This is a genomic window from Stenotrophomonas sp. ZAC14D1_NAIMI4_1 (assembly GCF_003086775.1).
Classification (GTDB): Bacteria; Pseudomonadota; Gammaproteobacteria; order Xanthomonadales; family Xanthomonadaceae; genus Stenotrophomonas.
On record NZ_CP026001.1, the window covers coordinates 2,385,885 to 2,399,567 of the forward strand.

Genomic DNA, 13,683 nt, shown 5'->3' on the forward strand with positions numbered 1-13,683 from the left:
CGGCATTCATTTCAGTGCATCGGATGCGATCTCTTTCGAATGCGGGGCACTGAGGAATGCCGCCGTCGCCATCGCGATGGCAATCATCACGCACGCCACCGCGAAGGCCGTGCTGACCTGCTGGGGCCCTGCCCCATCCGGTGCCAGCGCAAAGAATACCCCACCCACCAGTGCAACCGACAGCGCCGCACCCATCTGCATGGCTGCGGTGACCGCGCCAGCGGCAAGGCCCGCCCAGCGCGGCTCCACCCGGTCAACATTGAGCCTGACCAGCGCGGGCAAGGCGATGCCCTGCCCCATGCCGAGCAGCACCAGCGGCGCGACAAGCAGGCTGGGCCTGCCGGTTGCTGCCAGGCCAGCGGCTGCCAGAAGCGCGAGTGCCTCCAATCCCATGCCGAACGCCGCAACCCGCCCACCCAGCCAGCGGGACAAACGCAACCCGCAGCTTGGGCCAAGCAGCTGGCCAATGCCCAGCGGCAGGATGGCCAGGCCTGCGGCAAGTGCATCGTGGTGCAGCCCTGCCTGCTGGTACACGGCGAAGACCAGGAAGAAGGCGGCCAGCGCGTAGAAGCACACGGCAGCCAGCAGGCCGCGCGGCAACCCCGAGGCGAGGGTGAGGGCCGATGGCGGCACGAGGGGTGATGCGCCCGAGCGTTCCAGATGCGTCTGGTAGCGCCAGAAGACGGTGAGCAGCGCAGGGCTGAGTGCGAACAGTGCCAGGCTCCACCAGGGCCAGCCGCGTTCGCGGCCCTCGATAAGGGGAACGACCAGCGCAAGCGCGCCAGCGGCCAGCAGCACGGCACCCCGGTAATCCATGGCACTCGCTTGCCCTGCCCGGGTTTCACGAACCAGCAGCAGCGCTGCGGGAACAGCGAGCGCGATGATGGGGAGGTTGATGAGGAACACGGCCCGCCAGCCCAGGCCCAGTGCGTCCGCTGATACCAGCCATCCGCCCAGAAGCTGGCCGCCGACGGATGCCAAGCCGAAGGTCAGCCCATACAGCCCCAGCGCGCGCCCCTTCCCTGCCGGTGGAAACAGTGCATGGATGGACGCCAGTGACTGCGGCGCCATGACGGCTGCGGATATTCCTTGTAACAGCCTGCCGGCCACCAGCAAGGCGGCAGAGTCAGCCAGTCCGCAGATCGCGGAAGCCAGGCCAAACCCCAGCATGCCGGCCACGAAGGCGCGACGCCGGCCGTGGGTATCGCCCAGCCGCCCGCCCAGAATGAGCGTAACGGCGTAAGCCATCGCGTACACCGATACGACCAGCTGCGTAACGTCGGCAGACGCACGCAGGTCGGCACGGATGCTGGGCAGTGCCACGTTGACGATGAAGAAGTCCAGCGGCGGCAACAGTGTGCCCGTCAGCAGCACCGCCAGCGCCGGCCAGCGGCGCGCATCAGGCGCCTCGGAGTTCTGATCGGGATTCACGTGACCCGCCTGGGGAATGTAGTGGAGGACATGCGTGCGGGTTCAGCGCATGCCGCCCGAGCCGAGAATGTTCTCGCCGGTCACCCAGCCCGCATCGCTGGATGCGAGGAAAGAGACGATCGACGCGATGTCGGCGACCTGGCCGATCCGGCCCAGCGGTGTCTGCTGCTCATTCCAGGCCTGGAAGTCCGAGCCCATGACGCCATTGGCGTGTGTGCCTTCGGTCTCGATCAGGCCGGGGTTGACCGAGTTGACGCGGATGCCGCGTGGGCCCAGTTCACGGGACAGCACGCCGGTGATCGCGTCGATGGCGCCCTTGGTGCCGGTGTAGATGGCACTCTCGGCAGGCAGCACGCGGGTGACGAAGGAGCTGACATTGACGATGCTGCTGCCTTCGCCAAGCAGCGGCGCGGCGGCGCCGGTGACCAGCAGGGTGCCCAGGACGTTGAGGTCGAACTGTTGGCGATACCGTTCCTCGGTGGTGTCCTCGATTTTCGCAAACTGGTACATGCCGGCGTTGTTGACGACGATGTCCAGCCTGCCGAAGTGGTCGAGCGCCGCCGCGACCAGCGCATCCACGTCGGTCTTGCTGCGGACGTCGGCGCGTACCGCCACTGCCGTTCCGCCGTTGGCCTCGATCTCCGCGACAAGGGCCGTGGCCGCATCTTCAGCGGAGGCGTAGTTGACCACGACGCGTGCGCCATCGCTGGCGAGGCGGCGGGCAATGCCTGCGCCGATGCCCTTTGAAGCGCCGGTGACCAGCGCGACTTTTCCATTCAGTGTGCCCATTGCGTGCAATTCCGGATCTGGCTGCCCCGTGTGGGGCGGGGAGTGCATGGTGGACCTTTCAGGATTGTCTGGGCACTGACGCTGCTGCATAGTTGACGTTCAATTTTGAACCGGTGGGCCTGACCGTGGAATGGAGTGACATCCGCGTTTTTCTGGCGGTGGTCCGCAGCCGCTCCCTCGGGGAAGCCGCCCGCAGCCTCGGCGTGAGCCATCCGACGGTGGGGCGGCGGGTGAAGGCCTTGGAGGATGAGGCCGAGCAGCCGCTGTTCCGCAGAACGAAGGACGGCCTGGTACTGACCGATGCCGGCGATGCAGTGTTGTCGCTGGCAGAATCGATGGAGGCATCCGCACTCGCCATGGAACGGCGCCTGGCGGGCAGCCAGGATCGATTGGAAGGCATCCTGCGGATTTCCTCGGCGGACTGGTTTGCCGCCCACGTGCTGGCCCCCAGCCTGGCCGAGCTCGGCCGGCAGCACCCAGGGGTGGTACCGGAAATCATTGCCAGCTACCGCCTGCTCGATCTGTCCCGGCGCGAGGCGGATGTAGCGTTCCGCATCGTTCCCTTCAGCGAGCCGGAGATCGTGCAGCGCCGCCTGATGGCCATGCCGTATGGGCTGTATGGATCGGAGGCGACGGTACGCGCGGTAGCGGATGATCCGCGCTCGGCCAGGCTCATCCTGATGAACGCGGCGCAGGCCCACTTTCCCGACGTGACCTGGCTGATCGAGACCTTCCCTGAGTCGAAGCCGGCCTTCAGCAGCACCAGTCGCAGCGTCCAGGCGCAGATGTGCGCGCGCGGCGTGGGCGTTGCCGTCCTGCCGCGTCCATTGGGTGAGCAGGTGGTCGGGCTGCATCGCATCGACGCATTCGGGCAACCGCCCTCGCGTGATGTCTGGGTGGGCTACCACCAGGATCTGCGCCATATGGATCGGCTGCGGGCAATGTTGGAGATCGCGGAACGGATGCTGCCGCACGCCAGTGCGATAGAGCAGCATTCTTCCAGGGCATCCTGACGCGTGCCGACGCCACGCCGCCATCACGGCGTGGCGCGCATAACACTGCCGGCCTCCCCTTCCGTGCCCTGGCAGCCGCGCTGTGATCGACCCCACCCCCGATGGCCCCGAGCGCCGGCGCGCCGAGCGTGGCCTGGATGGCCTGAATTTCTTCCTGGCAGACGTGCGTGATGGGCTGGGACCCTACCTGGCCATCTATCTGCTGTCGGTACACCACTGGCAGCCGGCCAGCATTGGTGCGGTCATGACGGTGTCGGCCATCATCGGGTTGCTGACCCAGACGCCCGCCGGCGCGCTGATGGACCGCATCCATGCCAAGCGGATGACCCTGGCCATCGCTGCCCTGCTGGTGACTGCCAGTTGCCTGTTGCTGCCGTGGACGCAGGGCTTTGCGGTGGTGGCCTCGACCCAGGCGTTGAGTGCCGTAGCGGCCTCGGTGATCGCCCCGGCCATTGCGGCCATTTCGCTGGGTGTCAGCGGGCCGCGCGCGTTCGCGCGTCGCATGGGGCGCAACGAGACCTTCAACCATGCCGGCAACGTGGTGGCGGCCCTGCTGGCCGGTGGCCTGGCCTACCTGTGGGGGCCGACGGTGGTGTTCTACCTGATGGCGGTGATGACATTGGCCAGCGTAGCCGCCGCGGGCGCGATCCCAGGGGCGGCCATCAATGATGCACAGGCGCGTGGCTTGGCTGCCCAGCCGCAGGGGGCAAACCCACCCTCCCCCGGGCGCCTGCTGTTGCGGGACCGCCGGTTGTTGCTGCTGGCCGCATGCAGCTGCCTGTTCCACCTTGCCAACGCGGCGATGCTGCCCCTGGTGGGGCAGAAGCTTTCGCTGAGCAGCCCTACCCTGGCGACCACGCTGACTGCCGGCTGCATTGTTGCCGCGCAGCTGGTGATGATCCCGGTGGCGTGGCTGGTGGGCGCCCGTGCTGATCGCTGGGGCCGGCGCCCGCTGTTGCTGGCGGGCTTTCTGATCCTGCCGGTCCGTGCCGCCCTCTACCCCTTGTCCGATGCCCCGGCGTGGCTGCTGGGCGTGCAGCTGCTGGATGGCGTCGGCGCGGGCATCTTTGGTGCGCTCATCCCCATCATGGTGAGTGACCTGAGCGAGGGGACCGGGCGTTTCAACGTCACCCTGGGCGCGGTCACCACGGTGTTCGGGGTGGGCGGCGCACTGAGCCCCGCTCTGGCGGGCTTCATCGTGCAGCGCGAAGGCTATGATGCCGCCTTCCTGGTGTTGGCGGTGATCGCCACGGCGGCATTGCTGCTGGCGTTGAAGGTGCCGGAGACACGGCGTGGGCTGGCAATCGAGCGCTCCCCGTAGGGAGCGCAGGCGAGCTAGCTCTCCGTTACCCGGCCAGGGTGAAGACTGAGCCTGAGTCAACGCGGATGTTGGCGCCATTGATGAAGCTGGCTCGCTCGGAGCACAGCAGCAGCACGGCGGCGGCAACCTCTTCCGGTCGCCCACGACGCTTGAGCACCATACCGGGGCGCTCTTCATCCAGGAAGGTGCGGATGGCCTCCTCGAATGACATGCCCTTTTCCTTGGCGCGCTTGTGCATCATGGCGTCGGTCATGGGCGTATGGATGAAGGCCGGCGACACGGTATTGATCATGATGTTGTCCTTGCCGTACTGCTTGGACAGGCCCTTGGCCAGGCTCAGGACGCCCGCCTTGGACGCGCAGTACGGCAGTTCGTCGGTATACGGCTGCACGGCATCTTCCGAAGCAAACAGCACGATGCGGCCCCAACCCTTGGTACGCATCGCGGGGATGGCCTGGCGGCACATGCGTACTGCGCCCATCAGGTTGATATCCAGCGTGCGCAGCCAGCCCTCGTCGCCCACATCAAGGAAATCGCCGGTGGCCCCGGTGACGCCGGCCGCGTTGACGTAGATGTCCGGGTCGCCCAGCGCGCTGCGTACGGTGTTCCAGATGCGCTCGACGTCCTCGGCTTCGGTCACGTCACCGGCGACAGCCATCACCTCGCCCAGCGGCGTCAGCTCCTGCAGGGCCTCATCCAGCGTGCCGTCGGGCACATCGGTGATGGCAACGCGCGCGCCGGCCTGCAGCAACTCGCGTGCGGTCTGCTTGCCCATGCCCGAATCAGCACCGCTGACCAGCGCAATGCGCCCTTCTATTCCGAGATCCATGATGTGTCCTTCTTGGGGGAGAGTGTGGTGCGGCGCGGTGGCAGCATCTGCAGGAAGCGCTCGGCGGTGCGCAGGCCCAGCGCCATCTGGGTCAATGCCGGGTTGGCGGCCAGCGCGCTGGGGAAGATGGAGTTGTCGCAGATGAAGAGATTGGGGATGTCGAAGCTGCGGCCGTCGCCATCCACGACCGCGGTTTCAGCCGAATCGCCCATGCGGCAGGTACCGAGGGTGTGGGCCGAGCGCGCGGCGGCGAAGATGCCGGTAGCACCTGCGGCCTGCCAGATGCGGGTGAGCTGGGCCTGCGCGTGCGCGTCCAGTGCCCTTTCGTTCGCGCCGTAGCTGAAATCGACCCGAGCGCGCCGCATGCCAAAGGCATCACGCTCGTCGCTGAGGGTCAGCTGGTTGCCGTCCTGTGGCAGGCATTCGCCGTTGATGCCGATGCCGGCCAGATGCCGGTAGGAAGAGAGCGCATCCACCAGTGGCTGGCCCCACAGGCCGGCGCCCCGGGCCAGTGTATTGGCCAGTGTGGCTGGCTGCACGCCCAGGCTCTGTACCAGGTAGCCCCCAGCGAACGAGGCGTCGTGCGGCCGCACGAAATCTTCTGTGATGAGCGAAGACGGGTAGCCGCGGTTCATGCACATGTCAGCTGCGAAGAACCCCCACACCTGGGTGGCCACGTGGGCCATGAAGTTGCGGCCGACCTGGCCGCTGCTGTTGGCCAGCCCCAGGTTAAGCAGAAGGCGCGGTGTTTCCACGCCGCCGGCACACAGGAAGGCAGCGGAGCATTTCACCCGGTGCAGGCGATGCTCGCGTTGATAGACCACTGCAGTGATGCGGCCGTGGGCATCGCGCTCCAGATCCACCACCCGGCTCTGATCGCGAATCGCGGCACCGTGTGCCACGGCCCACGGCAGCCAGGAGGTATCCATGGTGGCCTTCGCGCCGTTGCTGCAGCCCTGGTGGCATGCGCCGCAGTGGTTGCAGGGCTGGCGCAGACCCCAGTGCGGCTGCTGCCGGGCCTGGCTGACCAGCGCGGCGGGCGCATCGGTGGCGCGCACGCCCAGTGCATCACAGCCGCGCTGCATGGCCTGGGCGGAAGCGTTGCGCAGCACGGGTGGATAGCCGTATTGGCGGGAGGCGTCCCACGGATAGTGGGCAGGGCCGGATACACCAATGAACGCCTCGACGCGCTGCACGTACGCCTGCAGCTCTGCCGCTGCGATGGGCCAATCGGCCCCCTGCCCTGTCAGCGAGCGCAGGCGCAGATCGCGCGGGTCTGGCCGTGGGCAGAATGCACCCCAATGGAGGGTGGAGCCACCCACCCCCTGGCCGGAATTGTTGGCCCCGAAGGCGGTGGGGGTCTGGCCGCCGCTGAGCCGCTCTTCCATCCAGTAGATGTCGGTGGCCAGTTCGTCTGCGAGGTGGTCATCGGGCGTGAACGTTCGACCCGCTTCCAGCACCAGCACCGATACGCCGGCTTCGGCCAGACGGGCTGCCAGCGGCGCGCCGCCTGCACCGCTGCCGATGATGACGGCGTCGAACGACTGATCTGCGCTGTGGTTTGGCATGGCGTGACTCAGCATGGCAGCTGCCACGCGTCGATCATGTCCGCCTCTGTGTGCTCGTAACCGGGGCTCCGCGTACCTTTGCCGCCGACAGCGAAACCGTCATAGCCGATGGCGGCCCAGGTCGAGGGAAGACTCATCCAGGTTCTGGCGAACAGCGCTCTCGCATCCTCAAACCAGTGCGCCAGTTGGACGGGGTCCAGTATGGCGTTGTCTGTTGTGGGCGCGCTCTGCTGTTGTACCCGATCAAGCAGTGCGTGCTGTTCAGCAGGGGTAAGCGTGGCGAATCCGTTGGCGGCCGCATCCAGTTGATCCAAGGCCTGCGCCCATGCCTCGGCGTCGGCAGGCAGATCGGCAAAGCGCCAGCCATCGCTTTCGTGGTTCACAAGCGAGTGAGCGACGCGCAACGCCAGATCGTTGGGGTCTGCGCCGGGTACGAGACATGTCGCCAAGGCAGCCAGCAGTTTCAGGTGCCCTGCCGGCATTGCCGACGTCGGCAGCGGTAGCGGTCTCGCATGCCGCGCCAGCAGGCGGGCACGCATGCGCGGTGCGACGCGTTCGGCGTTGAGCAGCTGAATGAATGCCGGTGGCAGTCCGCCTGCCGCCAGCGGGAGGGCCCACGCGGCAATGCGCTGGGCAAGCCATTCCGGCTGCTCAACAGGGATCAGGTGCGCGGCGTCCGGCACGACCTCGACGGATGCATGCAGATAGTGCGGTGCGTTCAGTGCGCGTTGTGCCGCTTCGCCCAGATCGCCGTCTTTGGCGCCGGCCAGTATCAGCGCGGGGGTGTGCAGGTGCGCGGCCTCTTGCTGGCGATGCTCGCGGCTGCCCTGCTGCAGCCAGGCACGCCAAGCGATGGGATCGGTGCGCAGCACATCGAGGATGGCGACTTCGCGGGTCACACCCTGCAGGGGCCGATGTGCATTGGCGTCGATGAATGCTTCAGCATGGAGGCGCGCGGGCGCGCCGTTGGCGAACCAGCCGAGCATCTTTTCGCGGCGTGCCTCTTCCATGGGCTCAGGGCACGGCGGCGACGCGGCGACCAATACCACGCCCGCGAGACCTGCCAGGCCCTGTACGCCGTCGCGGCTGCGGGCGGCGATCTGCGTGGCGATCTTGCCGCCCATGCTATGGCCGACGGCAAACCAGCACGCGGGAGCACGCGTAGTGACTTCTTGCTGAAACCAGTCCACCAGGGCATCGATGTCGGTCGCACCGTCTGCGGTGGTGCCGCCGAAGCCGGGAATATCCAGCGCGACACACTCGAACGCGTCGCCCAGGGCGCGTTGTACGGCACTCCATTCCCGATGGCTGGCGCCCAGGCTGTGCAGGAGGAAGAGAACGGGACGTTGCATGGTGACCTCGGGATGTAGCGGCGCGAGCATGGTCGTCGGCCTGTCCACGTGGCGTGCAAGCACGCGTCAACGCGGTGCAACGATCACGTGGCGTTGAGCACTGCCTCACCCTGCCTGCGCATGCGGCTCTCTAGGTTCAATGCACCCCACGTCTGGACATCCACCATGTGCACCCCCACCGCTGTTCCGGCAGCCTTGCATGCTCGCCGGAGGGTGCGTTGATGTCGACGTTGCCCGAAGCTGCTTCCCCCGATGCGTCTCCGGTGAGCGATGCCCCGGTGTCCATCGAGCGCAGGAAGGACGGTGCGCTGCCCATTGAACAATACTCGGCGCTGGGCGAAGGCCGCTCCGTTGCCTTGACCGGCTGCAATGGTTCCATCGATTGGTGGTGTGCACCCAACATGGACAGCCCGCCGTTGTTTGATCGGCTGCTGGACGGCAGCAATGGCGGCTACTTCAGCATCGCGCCTACCGAGCCCTGCACCGTCGAACGCCATTACCGCGCGGACAGCAACGTGCTGGAGACGGTCTTCACCACGGCATCCGGTCGTGCATCGCTGACGGAATCGCTGAACAGCGGCAACGCCGGTCGCCTCCCCTGGTGCGAACTTGCGCGGCGCATCGAGGGCCTGGAGGGCGAGGTGCATTTTGACGTGCACATCTGCCCCAGCACCCGTGCGCAGTCCGCCAGCCCCTACTGCTCGTCCATTGGCGAACACACGGTCTTCCATGTGCAGCGGTTGCTGGGCGTGGCCATTCATCACCCGGCATTGCAGCTGCGGTGGACCGACGAAGGCGCGCGCGGTGAATGCGCGGTTGGTGCCGGCGAGCGGGTGACCGTGGCGCTGGTGGTGGGTGAGGACGAGCCGCTGGTTGCGCCGTCGGTGGACGAGGTGGATGGCCGCATCGACCTGACCGACCGCGAATGGAAGGCATGGGCGCGCAATGTGTCCTACGACGGCTGGGACCGCGCGACGTTCGTGCGCAGTACGCTGGCGTTGAAGCTGCTGCTGTACTCGCCCTCGGGTGCCATCGCAGCGGCCGCCACCACGTCGCTGCCCGAGCGTATCGGCGGTGACAAGAATTTCGATTACCGCTATGCCTGGGTCCGCGACGCTGGGTACACCATCCAGGCCTTCCTGGCCGCCGGTCTGGAAGCGGAATCCAAAGCGGCGTTCACCTGGCTGCTGCGACAGCTGCGGCGCCATGGGCCGAAGGTGGTCTTCACCCTGGATGGCGAAAAGGTGGAGCCGGTGCAGGAACTGCCCATGCGCGGCTACCGCGATACGCAGCCGGTGGTGAAGGGTAACCTGGCCGGTGACCAGCACCAGCACGGCATCTATGGCGACATCTTCGAGACCGCGTTCTGTTTTGTGGCGGCTGGCAACATCCTGGATGGCGCCAGCGCGGAGCTGCTTTCCCGCATTGCCGACCTCTGTGCGGACCACTGGCGCGCAAAGGACTCGGGGATCTGGGAGCTGCCGGAGCTGGAGCATTACACGATGTCCAAGATCAGCTGCTGGCAGGCGCTGGCGCGGGCGGTCGAGCTGGCCGACCAGGGCCAGCTGCCGACGACCTGCCGCGACCGCTGGCAGCGCGAACGCGACCGCATCAGTGACTGGATCGAGACCCATTGCTGGTCCGACGCCCTGCAAGCCTTCGAGATGTACCCCGGCAGCGGCAAGCTGGACGCGTCCGTGGCGCTGGCGGTGCGCTTCCGCTTTGACGGCAGGGACCGCCTGCTGGCCACCCTGCGCGCCCTCGACCGTGAACTGGGCCAATCCGGCTTCCACTACCGCTATTCGGGCATGCCCGAAGAAGAGGGCTGCTTCATTGCCTGCTCTTACTGGATGGCAGAAGCGTATGCGCGGCTGGGCTTCGTTGAGGACGCCCGGGCGCGAGTGGATGCATTGAACGGCGCCCTCGGCCGCTGCCAGGGCGTGCTGAGCGAAATGGTGGACCCGGCCACGGGCCACTACCTCGGCAACACCCCGCAAGGCTTGAGTCACCTGGCCCAGGTAATGGCCATGGCCACGATTGCAGATACCCAGGGCTGCCCTTGAGCCGCCCACTCTCCGCCCGCCCCACGATAAGGATCGACCATGAATGACCGTCTGAAAATGCAGGACCCGCGCAGCCAGTATCCGCAGCCGCCCTTCCCCGCCCAGCCGCAGCCCGTGCCGGGCAAGGCCGCAGCCATGGATCCGGTGCCGGACCACGGTGAAACCAGCTACCAGGGCTCGGGCAAGCTGAGCGGACGCCGTGCGCTGATCACCGGCGCCGACAGTGGTATCGGCCGCGCTGCGGCAATTGCGTATGCGCGCGAGGGTGCCGATGTCGCCCTGTCCTACCTGCCCTCCGAAGCGTCGGATGCGGAAGAAGTGTTCGCGTTGATCGAGGCCGAAGGCCGCAAGGCCCTGGCGCTGCCGGGTGACATCACCGACCCGGAATGGTGCGAGACCATGGTGGAGCGCACCGTGGAAGCCTTCGGCGGCCTGGACATCCTGGTGGTCAATGCGGCCCGCCAGCAATACCGCGAGAGCATTGCCGAGCTGAGCGCGGAAGACTTCGACAAGACGATGAAGACCAACCTGTATGCGATGCACTGGATCTGCCAGGCGGCGGTTCCGCATCTGCCGGCAGGCGCGTCCGTCATCACCACTGCCTCGGTGCAGGCGTATGACCCTTCGGCGATCCTGCTGGACTACGCCACCACCAAGGCGGGCATCGTCGCCTACACCAAGGCGTTGTCGGCACAGCTGGTCGAAAAGGGAATCCGCGCCAACGTGGTGGCGCCCGGCCCGTTCTGGACCGCGCTGCAGTCCTCCGGTGGTCAGCCGACCGAGGCGGTGACCAAGTTTGGTACGCAGGTGCCGATGAAGCGCCCGGGCCAGCCGGTGGAGATCGCGCCGATCTACGTGCTGCTGGCCAGCCAGGAAGGCAGCTACCTGACCGGTGAAGTGTTCGGCGTCACCGGTGGCGCGGGCATCGCTTGAGCCTGCGTACGCTGAATCTGAATTATTCAGGCTGAACGCGGTCATTTTCACGCGCGTTGTGGCAAGGTGCCGGGCTTTGACGAGCCCGGTGTTTACGCTGGCACCCGTCGCATCCAAGCAGGGAATGGCGTGTCGAACGATCAATTCAAGGGATTCCCCTCACCCGCTGTCAGAAGCCACCAGCAAGCGGGCGTGGGTGACAGACGGTCGGATATCTTTTTCAGCGCGGTGGAAACCACGCGGATGCCGATGATCATCACCGACCCGCACCAGCCCGATAACCCCATCATCTTCGCCAACCGGGCCTTCGTGGAAATGACCGGCTACGAGCGCGAGGAGTTGGTTGGCCGCAACTGCCGCTTCCTGCAGGGTCCGGACACCGACCCTGATGCGATTGCCGAGATCCGTGAGGCCATTGCCGAGACCCGCGAGGCGGCCACCGAGGTGCTGAACTACCGCAAGGACGGTTCGACCTTCTGGAACGCCCTTTTCGTGTCGCCGGTCTTCGACGATGACGGCACGCTGGTGTACTTCTTCGGTTCCCAGCTGGACGTGTCGCGGCGACGCGATGCGGAGGATTCGCTGCGCCAGGCGCAGAAGATGGAAGCGCTTGGCCAGCTGACCGGCGGCATCGCGCACGATTTCAACAACCTCCTGCAGGTGATGTCCGGCTACCTGGAAATGATCACCGGCACCTCCGAGCAGGAGCTTGGGCCGGACAGCTTTGTCAGGCGCGCGGCGACGCAGGCGCAGTCGGCGGCCAACAAGGCGGCGGTGCTGACCCAGCAGTTGCTGGCGTTCTCGCGGCGGCAGAAGCTGGAAGGCCGCACGGTCAACCTGAACTCCCTGGTGTCCTCCACGGTGGAACTGGCCGCCCAACGCGTGGGCGCCGAGGTGGAACTGGAGATGGATCTGGCGCCGGGCCTGTGGAACTGCAGGATAGACACCACCCAGGCCGAAGTCGCCATCCTCAACCTGGTCATCAATGCGCGTGACGCGTTGAAGGGACGTCCCGATCAGCGGGTGCTGCTGGCCACGCGAAACGTGGAAGTTTCCAAGAGTGTCTCCTCCGGTGATCTCGACCATCTGCCTGCCGGGCGCCTGGTCTGCATTTCGGTGCAGGACAACGGCAGTGGCATGTCGCCGGATATCGTGCGCCGGGTGATGGACCCGTTCTTCACCACCAAGGACGAAGGTGAAGGAACCGGGCTGGGACTGTCCATGGTGTATGGCTTCGTCAAGCAGTCCGGCGGCACCGTGCGCATCGCCTCCGAGCCGGGCGTGGGCACCACCGTCAGCCTGTACTTCCCTGCCACGCCCGATGCGCTGACCAAGGATGTTGCGCCCTCCAACATGGCCATGGACCGCGGTGGCAGCGAGCGGATCCTGATTGTCGAGGACCGCGATGACGTGGCCGAACTGGCGCAGATGCTGCTGGAGGCCGGCGGCTACCAGACCCGCGTTGCCAACGATGGGGCATCGGCGCTGGCGCTGCTGGAACAGGGCGAGGTGTTCGATCTGCTGTTCACCGATCTGATCATGCCGGGCGGCATGAATGGCGTGCTTCTGGCGCGCGAAGCGAAGCGCCGGTTGCCGAGAATGAAGGTGCTGCTGACCACGGGCTACGCCGAAGCCGGACTCGAGCGCACCGATGCGGGTGGCTCGGAATACGAGGTGCTGAACAAGCCGTTCAACCGGCAGCAGCTGCTGCGCAAGGTGCGGCTGGTGCTGGAGGGGCCCACGGGCGTTGGCTGAGCGTTGCACTGCCCTGCGGCGGGCAACCTGGGCTGAATCCCGTCATGGCATTGCATTGCACGCGCGGCGCGCAGCTCCCACCTGATCTCTGCGCCCACGCATGGGCGCTCTCAGGAGAAATACATGCCGCACCATGAAAAAATCGCCTTGTCCGGCGTCGTTGAACACGTGTTTGCCCACCGCTTCACGCTGCTGGCAGATGGCCAGCCCTATCTGGCCGATCTGGGGCCCAAAGGTGCAGACGCCTTTTCCATCGAGCCGGGCCTTCCAGTCAGCCTGGAGGGTGAACGACGTCCGTCGGAGATCAAGGTGCTGAGCATTGCCCGCACTGGCGGCACGCGGGTGGAGATCGAGCACAAGAAGCCGCACCATGGGAAGGCGCATCATGCGGGGAAGCACGCAGACGCAGATCCCGCCGCAGCACTGGACGCCGTGAAGCAGGCGGGGTGGACACCTGCCGGTGAGCCGCAGCGTCACCCCAAGCACTTCGAAGTACTGGCCCGGCAGAAGGGCGGCGACTGGATGGAACTGCACGTTGATTTCGGCGGGACCATTTACAAGCAGAAGCCCGCAGCCACGCACAAGTGGGATATTGCGTAAGTAGATGAAGCCCCGCATGAGCGGGGCTT

At 66.5% G+C, this 13,683-nt stretch carries 10 protein-coding genes and 1 pseudogene; 6 read left to right on the forward strand and 5 right to left on the reverse strand.

Going from position 1 to position 13,683, the window contains the following annotated elements; all coding sequences use genetic code 11:
* Positions 1-6: 6 nt before the first annotated feature.
* Complete coding sequence (locus C1927_RS11050; RefSeq protein WP_174208684.1) at positions 7-1,431, reverse strand: MFS transporter; 1,425 nt, start codon at positions 1,429-1,431, stop codon at positions 7-9.
* Positions 1,432-1,473: 42 nt separating this feature from the next.
* Positions 1,474-2,268 (reverse strand): glucose 1-dehydrogenase, encoded by a 795-nt coding sequence (locus C1927_RS11055; RefSeq protein WP_254051461.1) that lies wholly within the window; start codon positions 2,266-2,268, stop codon positions 1,474-1,476.
* Between the two features lie 44 nt (positions 2,269-2,312).
* Between C1927_RS11055 and C1927_RS11060 the strand changes: the two genes are divergently transcribed.
* Positions 2,313-3,233 (forward strand): LysR family transcriptional regulator, encoded by a 921-nt coding sequence (locus tag C1927_RS11060; protein ID WP_254051462.1) that lies wholly within the window; start codon positions 2,313-2,315, stop codon positions 3,231-3,233.
* A gap of 82 nt (positions 3,234-3,315) precedes the next feature.
* Complete coding sequence (locus C1927_RS11065; protein WP_216821150.1) at positions 3,316-4,554, forward strand: MFS transporter; 1,239 nt, start codon at positions 3,316-3,318, stop codon at positions 4,552-4,554.
* Between the two features lie 25 nt (positions 4,555-4,579).
* Here C1927_RS11065 and C1927_RS11070 read toward each other — a convergent pair whose 3' ends face one another.
* The 3 genes and pseudogenes from C1927_RS11070 to C1927_RS11080 all read right to left on the reverse strand — a co-directional run bounded on the left by C1927_RS11070 (position 4,580) and on the right by C1927_RS11080 (position 8,303).
* Positions 4,580-5,383: an SDR family oxidoreductase gene (locus C1927_RS11070; RefSeq protein WP_108746694.1), complete on the reverse strand. Its 804-nt coding sequence runs from the start codon at positions 5,381-5,383 to the stop codon at positions 4,580-4,582.
* A 50-nt stretch (positions 5,384-5,433) separates the two neighbouring features.
* Positions 5,434-6,951, reverse strand: a pseudogene (locus C1927_RS11075) (GMC family oxidoreductase); the annotation flags it as partial.
* An 8-nt stretch (positions 6,952-6,959) separates the two neighbouring features.
* Positions 6,960-8,303, reverse strand: coding sequence for an alpha/beta hydrolase (locus C1927_RS11080; protein ID WP_108747830.1), 1,344 nt, complete (start codon positions 8,301-8,303; stop codon positions 6,960-6,962).
* 221 nt (positions 8,304-8,524) lie between these two features.
* Here C1927_RS11080 and C1927_RS11085 point away from each other — a divergent pair, with 221 nt between their 5' ends.
* From C1927_RS11085 to C1927_RS11100, 4 genes are all read left to right on the forward strand, one after another.
* Positions 8,525-10,366 carry a glycoside hydrolase family 15 protein gene (locus tag C1927_RS11085; RefSeq protein ID WP_108746696.1) on the forward strand — a complete coding sequence of 614 codons (1,842 nt, stop codon included), beginning with the start codon at positions 8,525-8,527 and terminating at the stop codon, positions 10,364-10,366.
* A gap of 39 nt (positions 10,367-10,405) precedes the next feature.
* On the forward strand, positions 10,406-11,299 hold the full coding sequence (locus C1927_RS11090; protein ID WP_108746697.1) for an SDR family oxidoreductase: 894 nt from the start codon (positions 10,406-10,408) through the stop codon (positions 11,297-11,299).
* A 192-nt stretch (positions 11,300-11,491) separates the two neighbouring features.
* Positions 11,492-13,054: a histidine kinase famiy protein gene (locus tag C1927_RS11095; protein ID WP_254051587.1), complete on the forward strand. Its 1,563-nt coding sequence runs from the start codon at positions 11,492-11,494 to the stop codon at positions 13,052-13,054.
* 123 nt (positions 13,055-13,177) lie between these two features.
* The gene (locus tag C1927_RS11100) at positions 13,178-13,654 is read left to right on the forward strand and encodes a hypothetical protein (RefSeq protein ID WP_108746699.1); all 477 of its coding nucleotides are present in this window, start codon (positions 13,178-13,180) and stop codon (positions 13,652-13,654) included.
* Positions 13,655-13,683: the final 29 nt, after the last annotated feature.

What these genes read in the sequence shown, in the direction of transcription:
- C1927_RS11055 (WP_254051461.1), bottom strand. Translation starts at nt 2,268, where the DNA reads ATGCACTCCCCGCCCCACACGGGGCAGCCAGATCCGGAATTGCACGCA.
- C1927_RS11070 (WP_108746694.1), bottom strand. Translation starts at nt 5,383, where the DNA reads ATGGATCTCGGAATAGAAGGGCGCATTGCGCTGGTCAGCGGTGCTGAT.
- C1927_RS11080 (WP_108747830.1), bottom strand. Translation starts at nt 8,303, where the DNA reads ATGCAACGTCCCGTTCTCTTCCTCCTGCACAGCCTGGGCGCCAGCCAT.
- C1927_RS11085 (WP_108746696.1), top strand. Translation starts at nt 8,525, where the DNA reads ATGTCGACGTTGCCCGAAGCTGCTTCCCCCGATGCGTCTCCGGTGAGC.
- C1927_RS11090 (WP_108746697.1), top strand. Translation starts at nt 10,406, where the DNA reads ATGAATGACCGTCTGAAAATGCAGGACCCGCGCAGCCAGTATCCGCAG.
- C1927_RS11100 (WP_108746699.1), top strand. Translation starts at nt 13,178, where the DNA reads ATGCCGCACCATGAAAAAATCGCCTTGTCCGGCGTCGTTGAACACGTG.